The organism is Eisenbergiella sp. OF01-20 (assembly GCF_003478085.1).
Lineage (GTDB): Bacteria > Bacillota > Clostridia > Lachnospirales > Lachnospiraceae > Eisenbergiella.
Map to the genome: position 1 here is coordinate 96,030 of NZ_QUES01000013.1, position 18,635 is coordinate 114,664.

The window sequence follows — 18,635 nt, forward strand, 5'->3', positions numbered from 1 at the left end:
ACTTCCAAGGAGGGATAGCAGTTGCAGGAAGAAATCGAACAGAACACCATCGCATTAGCGGTTAAGACCGGCAAGCTCACGGGCCAAGTGCTGCAAGCGGCCATGAAGAAATTTCTGGCTGCCCGACAAACGGCCAAAATAAAGCCCCACCAAGGCAGACAGAGCTTGCGGCATCTCAAAAAGGACGGCTCCGCCCTGTCCAACATTGAAATCACCGATGCCAACATTGGCCTGTTTCGGCCCTGCGCCAAGAAATACGGCATTGATTTTACCCTGCGGAAAGACCGCACCACTCATCCGCCCCGGTATATCGTGATTTTCAAATCCAAGCAGGCGGACAATCTGGAACAGGCATTCAAGGAATTTACGGCCAAGAAGCTCAAACAGCAGGAACGCCCCTCCATCCGAAAGGCCCTCTCGGCTATGAAGCAAAAGACGGCGGCCAGAAACCGCCAGCAGGCCAAGGAGAAAATCAAGGAAAGGGGGCTGTCTCTATGAGGCTGGAAGTGAAAAAGCGGATAATCGCCAACCTGCCCTATCTACTGTTCGTTTACCTGTTCGGCAAGCTGGGGCAGACCTACCGGCTGGCGGCTGGGGCGGACTTGTCGGAAAAGTTCTTGCACCTTGCGGACGGCTTTTCCTTTGCCTTTGAAAGCGTCTCCCCCAGCTTCCGCCTGTTCGATCTGGCGGTGGGTGTGGCCGGTGCGGTGGCATTGCGTCTGATGGTGTACGTGAAAAGCAAGAACGCCAAGAAATACCGCAAAGGGGTGGAATACGGCAGCGCCCGATGGGGCGGCCCCAGAGATATCGCCCCATATATCGACCCCGTGTTTGATAACAACATCCTCCTGACCCAGACGGAACGTCTCACCATGAACAACCGGCCCAAAGACCCCAAGACAGCCCGGAACAAAAACGTGCTGGTCATCGGCGGCTCCGGCAGCGGCAAGACGAGATGTTTTGTGAAGCCCAACCTTATGCAGTGCGTGTCCAAGGACTACCCGACCTCATTCGTGATTACTGATCCCAAGGGCAGCCTGATCGGTGAGGTGGGCCAGCTTCTTGTGCGGTGCGGATATCGGGTAAAGGTGCTGAATACCATCAACTTTTCCAAGAGCATGCGCTATAACCCGTTTTGCTACATCCACAGCGAAAAGGACATCTTAAAGCTGGTAAACACGCTGATCAGCAACACCAAGGGAGAGGGCGAAAAAAGCGCCGAGGATTTTTGGGTGAAGTCGGAACGCCTGCTGTATTCGGCCCTCATTGGCTATATCTGGTACGAAGCGCCAGATGATGAAATGAATTTCACCACGCTTCTTGAAATGATAAACGCCAGCGAGGCCCGCGAGGATGACCCGGAATTTCAATCCCCGGTAGACCAGATGTTTGAACGGCTGGAAGAAAAAGACCCGGAACACTTTGCGGTACGCCAGTACAAGAAGTTTCTTCTATCCGCTGGTAAGACCCGCAGCTCCATTTTGATTAGCTGCGGAGCCAGATTAGCGCCCTTTGACATCCGGGAGGTGCGGGAGCTGATGGAGGACGACGAGCTGGAGCTTGACACCATCGGGGACGAAAAAACGGCCCTGTTCCTCATTATGAGTGATACGGACACGACCTTTAACTTCATCCTAGCTATGGTGCAGAGCCAGTTAATCAACCTCTTATGCGACCGGGCGGATGACAAATACGGCGGGCGGCTGCCCGTCCATGTGCGGATGATTCTGGACGAGTTTGCCAACATCGGTCAGATTCCCAACTTTGACAAGTTGATCGCCACCATCCGAAGCCGGGAAATCTCGGCTTCGATCATTTTACAGAGCCAGTCGCAGTTGAAAGCCCTGTATCGGGATTCGGCGGAAATCATTTCCGACAACTGCGATTGTACGCTTTTTTTGAGTGGCAGAGGTAAAAACGCCAAGGAAATCGCGGACGTGCTGGGCAAGGAAACCATTGACAGCTATAACCAAAGCGAGAACCGGGGCGCACAGACCTCCCACGGACTGAACTACCAAAAACTCGGAAAGGAGCTGATGAGCCAGGACGAAATTGCAACGATGGACGGAGGCAAGTGTATTTTGCAGGTGCGCGGCGTGAGGTCGTTTTTCAGTGAGAAATACGACATCACTCGCCACCCACGCTATAAATACCTCTCGGATGCCGACAAACAGAACACCTTTGATGTGGACAGGTACCTGTCGTCCCTGCGCCGGAAAAAACGGCGCGTGGTATCGGAGGATGAACCCTTTGACCTTTACGACATTGACCTGTCGGACGAAGATTTGGCCGCACAGTGAAGCGGCTTTTTTCTGTAAGCAATCAAATTTGTTCGCCGGAAACCGGCAGAAAGTGAGGCATGTATGGAATTTTTCAATAGTGCAGTAGATACGTTACAGACCATCGTTGTGGGCCTGGGCGGCGCTCTGTGTGTATGGGGCGGCGTCAATCTGTTGGAGGGGTACGGGGCCGATAATCCCGCCAGCAAGAGCCAGGGAATCAAGCAGCTTGTTGCGGGCGGAGGCGTGGCCCTCATTGGCATGACCCTTGTACCTCTCCTGTCCGGGCTGCTGGGATAAGCAATCCGTCCATCTGCAAGCAATATGCCGCGCCCTCCCGGTAGCAGGAGGGCGCGGACAAGGAGGTGAACGCATATGATTGATGATTTAATTGCGGAATGGATCAAAGGAATCCTGATTGACGGGATTAAAGGAAACCTGTCGGGGCTTTTTGGCACTGTGAATACCAAGGTTGGGGAAATCGCATCGGATGTGGGCAGCACCCCGCAGGACTGGAACGGCGGCATTTTTTCCATGCTGCAAAGCCTGTCCGAAACGGTCATTGTCCCCATTGCGGCGGCCATTCTCGCCCTGGTGATGTGCTATGAGCTGATTGAAATGATCGTGGAAAAGAACAACATGCACGATTTTGACAGCTCTATGTTTTTCCGCTGGATGTTTAAGAGTGCCTTTGCCATTCTCATTGTGACGAACACATGGAATATCGTCATGGGTGTCTTTGATGCCACCCAGGCCGTCGTGAATCAAAGCGCCGGTGTCATCATCGGGGAAACCAGCATTGACTTTGACACCCTGATTCCAGACCTGGAAGCACAACTGGAGGCCATGGACATTGGGCCGCTTCTGGGCCTGTGGTTCCAGACCTTGGTTGTAGGCCTGACGATGCACGCGTTATCCATCTGCATTTTCCTTGTTACCTACGGGAGAATGATTGAAATATACGCCGTGACAGCGCTTGGGCCGATCCCTCTTGCCACCCTGGGCAATGCGGAGTGGCGCGGCATGGGCCAGAACTACTTAAAATCCCTGCTGGCGCTGGGCTTCCAAGCCTTTTTAATCATGGTGGTTGTGGGGATTTACGCGGTTCTGATTCAGGATATTGGCACAGCGGACGACATTTCCGGCGCAATCTGGGGCTGTATGGGCTATACGGTGCTGCTGTGCTATGGCTTGTTCAAAACCGGCAGCTTGTCTAAGGCTGTGTTCACAGCCCATTGATCTTACACTTTTTACACAGGAGGAAACAGGCTTATCGAGAAATCACAGAAGGAAACCTATCACATTCTTTACGCTGACCCACCGTGGAGATATGACCAGAAAACGGTACAGGGTGCAGCGGAAAACCACTATCCCACCATGGGGATTGACGAGCTGTGCGCCCTGCCGGTGGAAACACTGGCAGCCAAGGATTGCCTGCTGTTTTTGTGGGCCACGTTCCCCATGCTGCCGGAAGCCCTGCGGCTGATTCAGGCATGGGGCTTCACCTTCAAGACCGTGGCCTTTGTCTGGCTGAAACGGAATAAGAAAAGCCCTACCTGGTTTTATGGGTTGGGCCACTGGACAAGAGGCAATGCGGAAATCTGTCTGCTTGGCAAGCGAGGACATCCCAAACGCTATTCCCGAAGCGTCCATCAGTTTATCATTTCTCCCATTGAGGAACACAGCAAGAAACCCGATATCACCCGCGAGAAAATCATCGAGCTTGCGGGCGACCTGCCCCGCGCAGAGCTGTTTGCCAGAGAGAAAACCCCCGGCTGGGATGTGTGGGGCAATGAAGTGGACAGCGATTTTTCCCTGTCCGCGCCAGAAGAAACGAGGTGATTTGATTTGGCTTATGTAACTGTTCCAAAGGATTTTACCAAGGTGAAATCCAAGGTGGTATTCGGGCTGACGAAACGCCAGCTCCTTTGTTTTGGCGGTGCGCTGCTTGTAGGCATCCCGCTTTTTTTATTGATTCGGGGACGCGTCCCCACCAGCGCGGCGGCGCTTCTCATGGTGTTTGCCATGCTGCCGGGCTTTCTCATGGCGCTGTATGAGCGCCACGGCCAGCCCCTGGAAGTGGTGGTATGGCAGATCGTCCAGTGTTGCTTTCTCATGCCGAAAGAGCGGCCTTACCAGACCAACAATGCTTATACCGCCCTTGTGCGGCAGCGACAAATGGAAAAGGAGGTAAATGCCATTGTTCAAAAAGCAAAGAAACGAAGCGCAGGAAAGAACGCCGGTAAAGCTGACCCGCGCAGAAAAGAAAGAAATTCAGGCCGTCATCCGCAAGTATAAGGGCGACGGCAAGCCCCACTCCGCCCAGGAGAGTATTCCCTATGAGGCCATGTATCAGGACGGGATTTGCCGCCTGACGCCCCGCAGGTTTTCCAAGTGCATTGAGTTTGCGGATATCAGCTATCAGCTTGCACAGGCCGATACCAAGACAGCCATCTTTGAAAACCTGTGCGACCTTTACAACTACCTGGATGCCTCGATTCACATCCAGTTTTCCTTTCTCAACCACAAGATTGACCCCAGGCAGTACGCCAAAAGCCTTGAAATCCGGGCGCAGGGGGATGATTTTGACGACATCCGCACAGAGTATTCCGCTATCTTGAAAAACCAACTGGTAAGCGGGAACAATGGACTGATGAAGCGGAAATTCCTGACCTATACCATCGAGGCCGACAACCTGAAACTGGCTCGTGCCAGACTGCACCGCATTGAAACCGACCTCTTAGGCTATTTCAAGAGCATGGGGGCCGTGGCATGGGGACTGGACGCAACGGCCCGGCTGGAAGTCATGCACCGCATGTTCCACCCGGACGGGGAACCGTTTTCCTTCGATTGGAAGTGGCTGGCTTCCTCCGGCCTCTCCACCAAGGATTTTATTGCCCCGTCGTCGTTCCGCTTCGGCCATGCCCGTTTGTTCGGGCTGGGCGGCAAGTACGGGGCTGTGAGCTTTTTAAATATTCTGTCCCCGGAACTGTCGGACGAAATGCTGGCCGACTTTCTCAATACGGAAAATGGCATTGTGGTGAACCTCCATGTGCAGGCCATCGACCAGAGCGAGGCTATCAAGACGGTGAAGCGGAAAATCACCGACCTGGATGCCATGAAGATTCAGGAACAGAAACGAGCCGTCCGCAGCGGCTACGATATGGACATACTTCCCAGCGACCTTGCCACCTACGGGCAGGACGCCAAGGAGCTGTTAAAGACCTTGCAGAGCCGGAACGAGCGAATGTTTCAGCTCACCTTTCTTGTCCTCAATACCGCCGACACCCGGCAGGCATTGGAAAACGATGTGTTCTGGGCCGCAGGCGTGGCGCAGAAATACAACTGTTCCCTTGTGCGGCTGGACTACCAGCAGGAGCAGGGCCTTATGAGCAGTCTCCCATTGGGGGCCAGCCACATCCAGATCGAGCGTTCCTTGACGACTTCCAGCGTGGCCGTGTTCGTGCCTTTCGTGACGCAGGAGCTTTTTCAGGGCGGAGACGCCATGTATTACGGCGTCAATGCCAAGACCGGCAACATGATTATGCTGGATCGGAAGCGGGCACGCTGCCCCAACGGTTTGAAGCTGGGGACGCCGGGAAGCGGGAAATCCATGAGCTGTAAAGCCGAGATTTTGAGTGTGTTCCTCTGCACCCCGGACGACGTCTATGTATGTGACCCGGAGGCCGAGTATTACCCCCTTGTCAAGCGGCTGCATGGACAGGTGGTGAAGCTGTCGCCCACCAGCAAAAGCTATGTGAACCCGCTGGATATCAACTTAAATTACAGCGAGGATGAAAGCCCGCTGGCCTTAAAATCCGACTTTGTGTTGTCGTTCTGTGAGCTGGTGATGGGCGGCAAGAACGGGCTGGAAGCCATCGAAAAGACGGTGATTGACCGGGCCGTGCAGGTGATTTACCGGCCCTATCTGGCAGACCCCCGCCCGGAAAATATGCCGATTCTTTCCGACCTCCACCAAGCCCTGTTAGACCAGCATATCCCGGAGGCCGACCGGGTGGCGCAGGCTCTTGACCTGTATGTGTCCGGCTCCCTAAACGTCTTTAACCACCGCACCAACGTGGACATTGAAAGCCGGATTGTGGCCTTTGACATCAAGGAGCTTGGCAAACAGCTAAAGAAAATCGGTATGCTGATTGTCCAAGACCAGATTTGGGGCCGGGTGACGCAGAACCGCAGCCAGGGCAAGGCGACGTGGTTCTTTTGTGACGAGTTCCACCTGCTTTTGCGGGAGGAACAGACAGCGGCCTTTTCCTGTGAGATTTGGAAGCGTTTCAGAAAATGGGGCGGCATTCCCACAGGTGCCACACAGAACGTCAAGGATCTGCTCTTGTCGCCGGAGATTGAAAACATTTTGGAAAACAGTGACTTTATCTGCCTGTTAAACCAGGCCAGCGGCGATCGGAAAATCCTTGCGGAGCGGTTAAATATCTCCCCGCAGCAATTACGGTATGTGGAAAACTCCGAACCCGGCGAGGGGCTTTTGATTTACGAAAACGTGATCCTGCCCTTTAAGAACCCCATCCCGAAGCACACCCAGCTTTACCGGATCATGACCACCCGCTTAGGCGAGGGGGTCACGGTATGAGGCGCGAGGGCGCAAAAGGAGGTGGCGCACCATGAAGCCCTTAAAACCCCGTGATAAGGTGACGCAGCGCATGACCCGCGCCGGGCTTACGCTGGACAACCAGACCACCGGCGAGAGCGCGGGCATTTCCAGCCGGGAAACTGAGCCGGAATATACCGCCAAGCCGGACGGTACAGTGGAAAAGGCGCTGGAACGGGCCGTAGACATCCGTGACCGGCATAAGGCAAAGCGGACGGCCCGGAATGGGGAACGTATGGCAAGGCAGGCGGGCGCCCCGGCCTCCCGTCTGCAATTTACCGCCGGGGAACGGGCCTCTCCAGAGCTGGCCCGCTATATCAAAAAGGCGGAAAAACGGGCGGACAAGCTGGAAGCGGCCAAAGAAGCCCTGCCGAAAAAGCGCGTGCTTACCAAGGAAACCGTATACAACGAGGCCAAGGGAAAGGCCAAAAGCAAACTTCACTTTGAAAAAGTGGAGAAAGCCCCGCCAAAGCTCAAACCCAATCCGGCCAGTCGCCCGGTGCAGGAGGCGAGGCTATACCTCCATGGGAAAATCCATGAGGTGGAGCAGGAAAACGTGGGCGTGGAGGCCGGTCATAAGGCGGAAGAACTGGCCGAGCGCCAGGCGGGCAAGGTGCTGAAAAGTGCCATACGTCGGCATAAGCTGAAACCCTACCGGGCCGCAGCCAAGGCGGAACGCAAGTCCATGGCTGCCAACGCCGAGTTTGTATATCGAAAATCTCTACGGGACAACCCAGAATTGGCACAGGCGGTAAAGAACCCGGTTTCCCGCCTCTGTCAGAAACAGCATATCAAACGGGAATACGCCAAGGCCGCACGGGCGGCGGGCCGGAGCGCATCAGGCAGTGCCAAGACCACCGCATCAGCCGCCAGGAAAGCCGCAGAGAAAGGCAAACAGGTCGCATCCCTTGTGGCACGGCACTGGAAAGGGGCGCTGCTGATCGGCGGCGTGGGCCTGCTTCTCATGCTGGTTATGGGCGGCCTGCAATCCTGCACCGCCATGTTTGGAAGCGCCGGGACGGGGCTTGCGGCCACCTCCTATCTGTCCGAGGACAGCGATATGCTGGGGGCCGAGGCCACCTACGCCGGGATGGAAGCCGACTTGCAGCACGAGCTTGACAACTACGAAAGCCTGCACCCCGGCTACGACGAGTACCGTTTTGATTTGGACGACATCAGCCATGACCCCTATGTGCTGACCTCTATCCTCTCCGCGCTCCACGGCGGGGCGTTTACGCTGGATGAGGTACAGGGCAATCTTGCCATGCTCTTTGAACAGCAATACACCTTAACCGAGCGTGTGGAGATGGAAATCCGCTATCGAACGGTCACTCATACGGATGACGATGGAAATGAGTATGAGGAAGAAGAACCTTACCAGTATTTCATCTGTTATGTGACACTGGAAAATGCCGATCTATCCCACCTGCCCGTCTATCTCATGGACGAGAATCAGCTCAGTTTGTACGCGGCCTATATGCAGACGTTGGGCAACCGGCCAGACCTCTTTCCAAGCGGCAGCTATCCCCATGCCTCCACCGTCAAGGAGCCGACCTACTATGAAATCCCGCCGGAGGCTTTAGAGGATGAAACCTTTGCGGCCATGATTGCGGAGGCGGACAAATATGTGGGCTATCCCTATGTGTGGGGCGGCAGCTCTCCAAGCACCAGCTTTGATTGTTCCGGCTTCATTAGCTGGGTAGTCAATCATTCCGGCTGGAATGTGGGGCGGCAGACGGCGCAGGGGCTTTACAACCTCTGTACCCCTGTTTCCCCGGAGCAGGCAAAGCCCGGCGATCTGGTGTTTTTCGTCGGCACCTACGACACTTCCGGGATGTCCCATGTGGGGCTGTATGTGGGAAATTCGGTCATGTTGCACTGTGGAAATCCCATCAGTTACACAAACCTAAATTCAAGCTACTGGCAGGAGCATTTCTATTGTTACGGGCGTCTACCCTGACGCCAGAAAGGAGTTTTTGACTATGGCAATGAACAAATTGGAACGCATTGAAAAGGACATTGAGAAAACCAAAGGCAAGATCGCGGCGCTGCAAAATCAGCTTCGGGAGCTGGAGGCGGCCAAGACTGAACAGGAAAACTTGCAGATCGTCCAGCTTGTGCGCGGCCTGAACATGACCCCGCAGGAGTTCGCCGCCTTTGTGCGCGGCGGCGCTCTGCAAGCGCCCCCGGCCCCGCAGCCGGAGTTTGAACAGGAGGGAAAGGCCGATGAAGAATAAGCTCATTCGCAGATTTGCCGTGACACTGGCCGCTGTGCTTTGCATGGCGGCTTTTTCCGTTACCGCCTACGCCGGGGGCGTTGACCCTGACCCGGAGCCGCTGCCGGAAACCACCGAAGCCCCTTTGCCGGAGGAAACAGAGGAACCCACCACCGGCGGCATAGAGATGGAGCCGGAGGGCGTACCCGTCACCCCTAAGGGCAACGCGGCACTGGTGGATGATTTTTTCGGAGATAAGCAGTTGATCACCGTCACCACCAAGGCCGGGAATTACTTCTATATCCTGATTGACCGGGCCAATGAGAACAAGGAAACCTCCGTGCATTTCCTAAACCAAGTGGACGACGCCGACCTGCAAGCGTTGTTGGAGGACGGCGAACAGGAGCCGCAAGCCTGCACCTGCACGGCCAAGTGTGAGGCTGGGGCCGTCAACACGGCCTGCCCGGTTTGTAAAAATAACCTGACCGCCTGCGCCGGGCCGGAGCCGGAACCCGTAGGCGAGGAAGAACCGGCAGCGCCGGAGAAAGAAAGCGGAGGCATGGGCGGCCTTGTGGTGTTCCTTGTGGTAGCGCTGGCGGGCGGCGGCGTAGCCCTTTACTTCTTTAAGCTCCGCAAGCCGAAAGCAGATGTCAAGGGCGGCGACGATCTGGACGAATACGACTTTGGCGAGGCCGAGGGCGACGAGGAAGAAGCCCCGGAGCCGGACGACGCCACCGATGGGTACGCTCAAGAGCCGGGGGAAGATTTGTTGATGGAGGAAGAAACAGACGAGGAGGACGAGGAATGACAACTTCACATACTCTTGTAATTGCAGAGAAGCCGAGCGTGGCCCGCAGCATTGCGGGTGTGATCGGCGCGGATCAGAAACAGGACGGCTACTTAGAGGGAAACGGCTATCTGGTGAGCTGGTGTATCGGCCATCTGGTTTCCCTTGCCGACGCCGGGGCCTATGACCCCCGCTTTAAGAAATGGCGCTATGAGGATTTGCCGATTCTGCCGCAAGAATGGCAGTACATCATCCCGGACGACAAGAAAAAGCAGTTTGAAGTCTTACGTTCCCTGATGGAGCGCCCCGACGTGACCGGCCTTGTGTGCGCCACCGACGCCGGACGCGAGGGGGAGCTGATTTTCCGTTTCGTCTATCAGATGGCGGGCTGTCAAAAGCCGTTTCAGCGCCTTTGGATTTCCAGCATGGAGGACGGGGCCATCCGTGATGGGTTTGCCAACCTGAAACCCGGCGCGGACTACGATGCTCTCTATCAATCGGCCCTTTGCCGGGCGCAGGCCGATTGGCTGGTGGGGATCAACGCCACAAGACTTTTCTCCATCCTATACCACAAGACCCTGACCGTGGGCCGTGTCCAGACGCCGACCCTGAAAATGCTGGTTGACCGAGAGACGAAAATCAGCGGTTTTAAGAAAGAGAAATATCACGTTGTCCATATCGCAGCGGGCGGCATGGAGGCGGCCAGCAGCCGCCTTTCCAGCCCCGAAGAAGCGGCCCGCCTGAAAGCGGCTTGCGCTGGGGAGCAGGCCCTTTGTGTTTCCGTGGCGAGGGAGAAAAAGACAGAGCAGCCGCCACGTCTTTACGACCTCACAACCTTGCAGCGGGAGGCCAACCGCCTGTTTGGATTTACCGCCAAGCAGACCCTTGATTACGCCCAAAAGCTCTATGAAAAGAAGCGGCTGACCTACCCCCGCACGGACAGCCAGTATTTGACCGATGATATGCAGCCCAGGTTGGAACGCATCGTGTCCGGCCTGTTGCCGCTGCTTTCCTTTGCGGCGGGATTGGACAAAGCCCCGGAGTTTCACCGGGTGCTGAACAGCAAAAAGGTGTCGGATCACCACGCCATTATCCCCACGATGGAGTTTGTGCAGACAGGCTTTGACGGGCTGGCCGAGGGCGAAAAGAAACTGCTGTCCCTTGTGTGCTGCAAGCTGCTGTGTGCGGTAGCCGCGCCCCATGTGTATGAGGCCATCACCGCCACATTCACTTGCGCCGGGAATGAATTTACCGCCAAGGGAAAGACCGTCCTTACCTCCGGCTGGAAAGAGATTGACCGCCGTTTTAAGGCTTCTTTCAAGATTGACGCCGACGAGGACGCGCCGGAGCTTGCGCGGGAGCTGCCGGACGGAGGCCGTCTGCCGGAGAACATCGAGGGCCAGACCTTTGACCCGGTGGAGGCCAGTGTTACCGAGCATTTCACTACGCCGCCCAAGCCCTACACCGAAGATACGCTGCTGTCGGCTATGGAACGTGCCGGAGCCGAGGATATGCCGGAGGACGCCGAGAGGCAGGGCTTAGGCACACCGGCCACCCGCGCTTCCATCTTAGAAAAGCTGGTGCAGATGGGCTTTGTGGAACGCAAAGGCAAGCAGCTACTTCCCACCAGGGACGGCCACAACCTTGCCTGTGTTCTGCCGGATATACTGACCTCTCCCCAGCTTACGTCTGAATGGGAAACGAAGCTGACGGCCATTGCCAAAGGGGAGGCCGACCCGGAGGGCTTCATGCATGACATTGCGGAAATGACAAGGAGCCTGATTGTTGGTTATTCGCAGATCAGCGAGGACGCACAGCGGTTGTTTCAGGCCGAGCGTGTGGTTATCGGCAAATGCCCGCGCTGCGGGGAAAGCGTCTATGAGGGCAAAAAGAACTACTACTGCGGAAACCGAGGCTGCCAGTTTGTCATGTGGAAGAATGACCGATTTTTTGAGGAACGGGGCAAGGCGTTTACCCCGAAGATCGCCGCCGCGCTGCTGGGAGACGGAAAAGCAAAGGTAAAGGGCCTGCTCTCCATGAAAACCGGCAAGACCTATGACGGGACGGTGCTTTTGGCCGATACAGGTGGGAAGTACGTCAACTACCGCATAGAACGGAGAGCGAAGAACTAAAAAACAGCAAGCATAGGGAGTGTAGCCACACTCCCGCAAAATCCCTGACCCGGCGCACCCGCCGGGCCGGGGATTTTCTCTTTGGGGAAGCCCCAAGCCCCTTGTATGATGGATGTTTCGGTTGTGCAGAATGGATTTAAATTTGCTTTTCATAATCGGATATCCCTGCTATACTATGCATAAGAATCTATGTCATACAGAGGGAGGAACCGATGAAACAACCAGATAAAAAACAATGTTTTCATGGTATGGCTACGATTGGGATGGGGCTTGGTCTGCTGTTCGGGATTTTGTTGGAGAACATCCCGCTGGGGCTTTTGATGGGAACCTCATTGGCTGGCTTTGGAAATATGACAACGAAAAGGTAGGTGGACGGTTATGAAAAAATGGATAATTATTTCTATCGCAATCGCATTGCTATTGCTTTCGCTATCCTTTATTTTATTCAGGCAGGAAAATAATCTGGCAGCACTGTCCAGACAATGCGGGATTGACTTAACGATAGGGAAAGTTGTTTCCCACAAGGATACGCATGGTGGATTTCATGGAGATGGAGTTTCCTACACAGTGTTACAATATCCCGATGATTCCATCGGTGAACAAATGGAAGAAAGTGAAATCTGGCAAAAACTTCCTCTTCCCGAAAACTTAGACACGTTCCTATACCAGCCATACGATGATGAAGTATCTATACCGGAAATACAGGACGGGTACTATTATTTCTATGACCGCCATTCGGAAAGTACAAATCCATATGATGATTCCGAGCTGTTCCAGCGTTTTTCCTTTAATTTTACCTTTGCCATTTATGACCAAAGCTCCAATCAAATATATCTCATTGAATACGACACATAAAGGAAGTCGATCTGTTTGATTTTAAGAACGGCTTAGACCAGGAGGGACAATGTATACGGACAGCAGAGAAAACGAAGTGCGATTGCTGAAACGGTTGTGGGCAGGGCTTCCAACCATATGTCCCAAATGCCGCCAAGCGGAATTAGTGCATCTTCATAAGAAAGCAAAAAAGAGTAATATGGACTGGAAGTGCCCGGCCTGCGGAGAAATTTACCGCACCATAAACATACTGAGTGAGCTGCCGGATTCTTAAATTTCTGTATGGCCTGGCTCTTGCAACCTACGGTTGCATTTTAGTTGGTGGCACGCAACCGGGGTGTTGATGTATGATGAAACCGGAAAGGAGGGCGTGAACATGGCACTGAGCGAAAACATTAAAGCCAGGCGTACACAACTAAAAATGTCCCAAGAGTATGTTGCCGATCAGTTGGGCATCAGCCGTCAAGCTGTTGCAAAATGGGAAGCAGGAACCAGTGAACCGACATCTAAAAACTTATCGGAATTGGCTTTCCTCTTTGAAATCAGCATTTCTGAATTGGTTGATCCTCAAACCTATGCCGAGGAACAAGCGGCACAGGAACAAAAATTTAGGGATAAGCAGCAAAATGCCAAGATGCTTTTTGGAAGGTGGGGTGGTGTCATACTGCTAAACGCTGGCTGGGACGGCTATTCTTCCGGCCTGTATGGTACAGACTTCCCGTACCCGTACCATTGGTTAGCCATTTTGACGGTTGGTCTTGTATTGCTGTTTATCACATCAAAGGATATGGGGAAAAAGCATAGGCTTGAAGCATTGCAGAGCATCATTGGTCTTGCTATGATTTTCTCTATTTTCTTTTTGCCCCGCATCATTCCTTTGGAGCAGGTTGGAGTGAGGTATCTTCTGGCAGACGTAGTTACTGCGATTTGCGGCATTTTATTAAGTTTAAAATATTGGCGTTATATCTGGAAGGTCAAATAAAACAGAAGCGATTGTAAGGCCCCTATCAACAACTGAATACCAGCCGCCCACAGGCGGCACCACCCAGCAGGAAATCTTTGAAACGGTTTCCTGCTTTTCTTATGCCATTTTTCAGGAGGATGTGAAACCAAATGTCTTATAGCTCTTACGACCACGATAACTTAGAACCGGCTAACATCATGCGGATTGAGCGCCGGATGTACTTTGAAAGCGGCAAGGCCGATCTCTCCGAAGTGGTAAAGCTGCCTCTTGCAGAGATTCTTTCCCTGCGGGCGGAAAGCGCCGCCGCAGAACAGGAAATCTTTGACCGCTTAAAGACACAGGCCGCCGCATGGGAGGAACAAGCCGGAAGAACCCTGTTTCTTGACAAAGCCCTGGAATATGCCCGGACGCTTCCCGTCACCCACACTTCCAACCAGTGGGAGGCGCAGGGGGATTTCCTCCGTGTCCGAAGCAACGCGGTCTATAAAATGACCTATTCCATTTCCGAGAATACCCGGTATGACAGCACGGCGAAGAAATCTGTCCCTTACTCCTGGACACTGCGCTGGAGCATTTATACCAATGCGCCTGGAAGCTACCGGCAGGCCCGGATTGCCGGACAGGATCGGAAAGTATTTGCCAGTCGGGAAGAACTGGACAAATATCTGAATGGGCGAATCAAAGCCCACCAGCATTTGTTTACGGAAATCTCCCCGGTCATCCCCAAGAAGTACGCCGACTATTTCAAGGTAAACGGCCTCCTGCTCCCCGGCTACACCATCGAGGGGGAAGCGCCCCAACAGGCCGCCGAGCTGCCCCAGCAGACCACCGGGGCCGGGAAAGAACAGCCGGAGCCGTCCGCCGCTATCCAACCGCCTGAAAGGAGGAAACTCGTGAACGAAGTATTTTCTATTTTTCTTGATAACCGCGCCGAAGCGCAGACCGACAGGCCGCATGGCTACTGGCTTTCCTTGCCGACCACCGCCGAACAGGTACAGGAAGCTCTAAAGGAAATCCACATCACCGCCGACAACCAGCAGGACTTGTTTATTGACGGCTTTTCTACCCAGGAGGGGCAACCGCTGGAACTGTCGGAGGACTTGATACAATCCGCCAGTGTGGACGAACTGAATTTTCTTGCGGTGCAGCTTCAAAAGCTGGACGATGTGGAACGTTTGCAGTTAAACGCCGTCATGCACTCCCCGGAGAAATTTCAGACCATCGGCCAGATCATCGACTATACCGAAAACACGGATTGCTTTGTTTTAATCGAGGCCAAGGACAACCGCACCTTGGGGGAACACTACCTGAATCATTCCGGCCTGATGGTCGTTCCTGATGAATGGAAACCGGCCATTGACACGGAACGGCTGGGCCGGTTTATTGCCAAGGAGGAAAAAGGGACATTCACTGAGTTTGGCTATCTCCTGCGAACCGGCGAGGAATGGCAGCGCATTCATGAGGGTCAGCCCGTGCCGGAGGAATACCGGGTGATGGCCTACCCCGCGCCGGAAGCGCTGCACGAGGAACCGAGCGCCCAGCCAGAGTCGGAGGTACAGGCCCCGCAGCCCGTCACCCCCATTCTCCTGAACAGCCAGAACAGCGCCGACCGCATGAAAGAAATCACCGACCGGCTGGAAACCGGCATACAGGAGCTTTTTGAAAGTGAACGGTACAAAGCCTATCTCACCTCTATGGCGAAGTTCCACAGTTACAGCTTCAACAACACGCTCCTAATCGCCATGCAGGGCGGCCAGCTTGTGGCGGGCTACAACAAGTGGCGGGATGATTTTCACCGCAACGTCAAGAAAGGTGAAAAAGCCATCAAGATTCTGGCTCCGGCCCCGTTCAAAGCAAAGAAGGAAGTGCCGAGGCTGGACGCCCAGGGAAAGCCAGTGACGGGAAAGGACGGAAAGCCTGTTACCGAAGTACAGGAAATCCAAGTTCCGGCATTTAAAATCGTTTCCGTCTTTGATGTGAGCCAGACCGAGGGAGAACCGCTGCCCTCTATCGGCACGGAAGAACTGACCGGCAGCGTGGAGCAATACGAGGACTTTTTCAAGGTGCTGGAACAGGCCTCCCCCGTCCCGATGGCCTTCGAGGACATTCCCGGTGGCTCTCACGGCTACTATCACCTCATGGAAAAGCGGATCGCCATTCAGGAGGGCATGAGTGAATTACAAACCCTAAAGACAGCCATCCATGAGATCGCCCATGCCAAGCTCCACGCCATTGACCCGGAAGCCCCGGCCATGGAGCAGACTGACCGCCCCGACAGCCGCACCCGCGAGGTGCAGGCCGAAAGCGTGGCCTATGCCGTCTGCCAGCATTACGGGCTGGACACCTCCGATTATTCCTTTGGCTATGTGGCTGGTTGGAGTTCCGGCAAGGAATTGAAAGAGCTGAAAGCCTCCCTTGAAACCATCCGGGCCACCGCCCATGAGCTGATTACCACCATTGACAGCCGCCTTGCCGAGCTTCAGAAAGAACGGCAGGCCCAGCAGGAACAGCCGCAGGCCGCCGAGCAGACAAACCCGGACGGCGTGTTTTCCAAGCTGCCCCCCAAGCAACAGCAGGCCATGACCGAGGAAGTGCGGGCTACACTGCAAATGCTGATTGACACGGATTTGAAATCCACCGGCGAAGTGTCGCAGGGAAGCAAGGAGGCGGCGCAGGCGCAGGGCTTTACCATTGCCGGAGATGGAACGCTGGAACAGGCAGAAGCCCCGCAGGAGGCCGCCTACCGTCTGGAAAGCGGCGATTACCTGTATATCCAGACATCGGAAACCGGCTATGACTACACACTGTATGGCCCCGAATATAAGGAGCTGGACGGAGGCCAGCTTGACAATCCCGACCTGTCCCTTGAGGAAGCCGGAAAAGAAATCCTTGCCATCCATGAGCTTCCGGCTGGGACAATGGAACTCCTGACCGGCGACAGGATGGATGATTTTCTGGAAGCCGCTGAACAGGCCAACGCCATTCCCCAGCCGCAGGCATGGAACGGAATCGACGGTCTTTTGAATGGGAAACCATTCATGCCGAAGGCGTCCCCCAAGGAACGGGCCAACGCTTTGATTGACTTAGCGGAAAAAGACGGACAGCGGTTGGGCAACGGGGAGCGCCGGTTGATTGTGGACTATGCCGAGGCCGTGGACGATACGCAAAAGGTGATGGCCCTTGTCAATGAGCTTTGCGAACAGGGCTATGAAATGCAGCATGGCGAGGTGGACAGCTTTGTAAAAAGCCGGATAGACAGTGAAATCGCTGTGGCAAACGCCGAGCGCCAGATCACCCTTGACCCGGCAGCGGAGCCGGTTGTTACGATTCTTTGGAGTGAAAGCCCTCACCTGAAAGACGGCCAGCAAATGCCGCTGCATGAGGCCGAGGCCGTTTTTAAGTCACTGGACGAGGCCCAGCGCCATGACCGGGAACAGCCGGGCTATACGGGCCATTGGTACGATAAAACCAAGTTCCGCATTGATTTTACCATGCAGGGCCAGCCGGACAGCTACGAGGGGCGGCAGGATTTTGGCGATGGGGACGGTTCCCTGATTGAACATATCCAAGGGTATCACGAATACTATGCGCAGGATGAAGGCTGGAAAAACCATGTGCTGCACCATGAGGGGCCGGAAGCATGGGAGGCGGACAAGGCCCAGCGGGATATGCTGCTGCATACCTTTGTCCCATATCTCAAACAGCACTGCAATCTTTCCCGTATGGAGCAGGAGGCACAGCGCCTTTTACACTCCGGCGATCCCCTGTTGCCAGAGCAGACCGCCTATTTGACTGCCCTGATGAACTATGTAACAAAGTGCCGTCCGCTTCTCAATCAGGGAGAAGCTTTACCGGAGCCGCCGCAGCTTTCCGACTTTGATAAGAGCTTACAGGATTACAGGGAGCAGGTACAGGCCGAGGTCGCGCAGGAGGCCAAGGCGGCCGGTTTGACAGTGGAGGAATATATTGCTTCTGGCTCCGATGCCCCGGCGCAGCCAAACTTTTCCATCTACCAAGTGCCGCGCGGCCCGGAAGGGCGCAACTTCCGCTACCGTTCCTATGAGGGCTTGCAGGCAGACGGGCTTTCCGTGGACAGGAAGAATTACCGGCTTGTCTACACAGCTCCGTTGGATAAGAACCCCTCTCTGGACGAGATTTACCATCGGTTCAACATGGAACATCCCGCCGATTACAAGGGACGTTCCCTCTCTCTGGGGGATATTGTGGTGTTCCGGCAAGACGGAAAACAGACTGCCTACTATGTGGATCGTATCGGTTATCGGGAGGTGCCGGAATTTTTCGAGGAGCAGGGACAGCAGCTTACCCCCGACAAACTGGAAACGGGCGAACCCGTTAAAACGCCGAGGGGGACGTTCTATGTAACCGCCATGAGCCGGGAACAGATGGAGGCCGCCGGGTATGGATTCCACCACCAGTCGGAGGACGGCAGGTATCTTATCATGGCAAACGGCACAAGGGCCTTTGCCATCTCTGCCCGGCAGGAAAGCCATATCAAGACGGCGGAAATGTCCACCGAGCAAAACGAAACCATGATTGACGGCATTTTGAACAATGCTCCATCCATGGGAGAACTGGAAGCAAGGGCCAAAGCCGGGGAGCCGGTTTCCCTTTTGGATGTGGCCGAGGCAGCCAAGGCGGAGGCGAAAAAGCCCAAGCAGCCGCGCAGGACGGCGCAGAAACAGAAAAAGCCGTCCATCCGGGCGCAGCTTGCCGCCGCTAAGGAGGAACAGAAAAAGAAGCCCCCAAAGAGGGAGCAATCAAAGGAATTGGAGGTATGA

The 18,635-nt window shown here is 54.8% G+C and carries 15 protein-coding genes; all 15 read left to right on the top strand.

The window, feature by feature from the left end:
* Positions 1-21: 21 nt before the first annotated feature.
* Positions 22-498 carry a PcfB family protein gene (locus tag DXA36_RS16225; RefSeq protein ID WP_009004439.1) on the top strand — a complete coding sequence of 159 codons (477 nt, stop codon included), beginning with the start codon at positions 22-24 and terminating at the stop codon, positions 496-498.
* Entirely contained in the window at positions 495-2,300 is a 1,806-nt protein-coding gene (locus DXA36_RS16230; RefSeq protein WP_009251551.1) for a VirD4-like conjugal transfer protein, CD1115 family, read from the top strand. The genes DXA36_RS16225 and DXA36_RS16230 overlap by 4 nt, the downstream gene beginning before the upstream one ends.
* Positions 2,301-2,363: 63 nt before the next feature.
* Positions 2,364-2,579 carry a Maff2 family mobile element protein gene (locus DXA36_RS16235; RefSeq protein ID WP_002566673.1) on the top strand — a complete coding sequence of 72 codons (216 nt, stop codon included), beginning with the start codon at positions 2,364-2,366 and terminating at the stop codon, positions 2,577-2,579.
* Between the two features lie 75 nt (positions 2,580-2,654).
* Entirely contained in the window at positions 2,655-3,518 is an 864-nt protein-coding gene (locus DXA36_RS16240) for a VirB6/TrbL-like conjugal transfer protein, CD1112 family (RefSeq protein WP_009004436.1), read from the top strand.
* Between the two features lie 33 nt (positions 3,519-3,551).
* Positions 3,552-4,121 (top strand): MT-A70 family methyltransferase, encoded by a 570-nt coding sequence (locus tag DXA36_RS16245; RefSeq protein WP_075053150.1) that lies wholly within the window; start codon positions 3,552-3,554, stop codon positions 4,119-4,121.
* A 6-nt stretch (positions 4,122-4,127) separates the two neighbouring features.
* On the top strand, positions 4,128-4,577 hold the full coding sequence (locus DXA36_RS16250; protein WP_009004434.1) for a PrgI family protein: 450 nt from the start codon (positions 4,128-4,130) through the stop codon (positions 4,575-4,577).
* Complete coding sequence (locus DXA36_RS16255) at positions 4,474-6,885, top strand: VirB4-like conjugal transfer ATPase, CD1110 family (RefSeq protein ID WP_009251539.1); 2,412 nt, start codon at positions 4,474-4,476, stop codon at positions 6,883-6,885. Before DXA36_RS16250 ends, DXA36_RS16255 begins: the two co-directional genes overlap by 104 nt.
* A gap of 31 nt (positions 6,886-6,916) precedes the next feature.
* On the top strand, positions 6,917-8,863 hold the full coding sequence (locus DXA36_RS16260) for a C40 family peptidase (RefSeq protein ID WP_009004432.1): 1,947 nt from the start codon (positions 6,917-6,919) through the stop codon (positions 8,861-8,863).
* Positions 8,864-8,885: 22 nt separating this feature from the next.
* Entirely contained in the window at positions 8,886-9,140 is a 255-nt protein-coding gene (locus tag DXA36_RS16265) for a DUF4315 family protein (RefSeq protein ID WP_009004431.1), read from the top strand.
* A complete protein-coding gene (locus tag DXA36_RS16270) occupies positions 9,130-9,927 on the top strand; it encodes a DUF4366 domain-containing protein (protein ID WP_009004430.1) in 798 nt (265 codons plus the stop codon). Before DXA36_RS16265 ends, DXA36_RS16270 begins: the two co-directional genes overlap by 11 nt.
* Positions 9,924-12,038, top strand: a complete 2,115-nt coding sequence (locus tag DXA36_RS16275) for a DNA topoisomerase 3 (protein WP_009004429.1) — start codon at positions 9,924-9,926, stop codon at positions 12,036-12,038. The genes DXA36_RS16270 and DXA36_RS16275 overlap by 4 nt, the downstream gene beginning before the upstream one ends.
* A gap of 212 nt (positions 12,039-12,250) precedes the next feature.
* The gene (locus DXA36_RS32975) at positions 12,251-12,406 is read left to right on the top strand and encodes a hypothetical protein (RefSeq protein ID WP_009004428.1); all 156 of its coding nucleotides are present in this window, start codon (positions 12,251-12,253) and stop codon (positions 12,404-12,406) included.
* A gap of 10 nt (positions 12,407-12,416) precedes the next feature.
* Positions 12,417-12,893: a hypothetical protein gene (locus tag DXA36_RS16280; protein WP_009004427.1), complete on the top strand. Its 477-nt coding sequence runs from the start codon at positions 12,417-12,419 to the stop codon at positions 12,891-12,893.
* Between the two features lie 355 nt (positions 12,894-13,248).
* On the top strand, positions 13,249-13,854 hold the full coding sequence (locus DXA36_RS16290) for a helix-turn-helix domain-containing protein (RefSeq protein ID WP_009004425.1): 606 nt from the start codon (positions 13,249-13,251) through the stop codon (positions 13,852-13,854).
* A 131-nt stretch (positions 13,855-13,985) separates the two neighbouring features.
* Positions 13,986-18,635: an LPD25 domain-containing protein gene (locus DXA36_RS16300; protein WP_016360007.1), complete on the top strand. Its 4,650-nt coding sequence runs from the start codon at positions 13,986-13,988 to the stop codon at positions 18,633-18,635.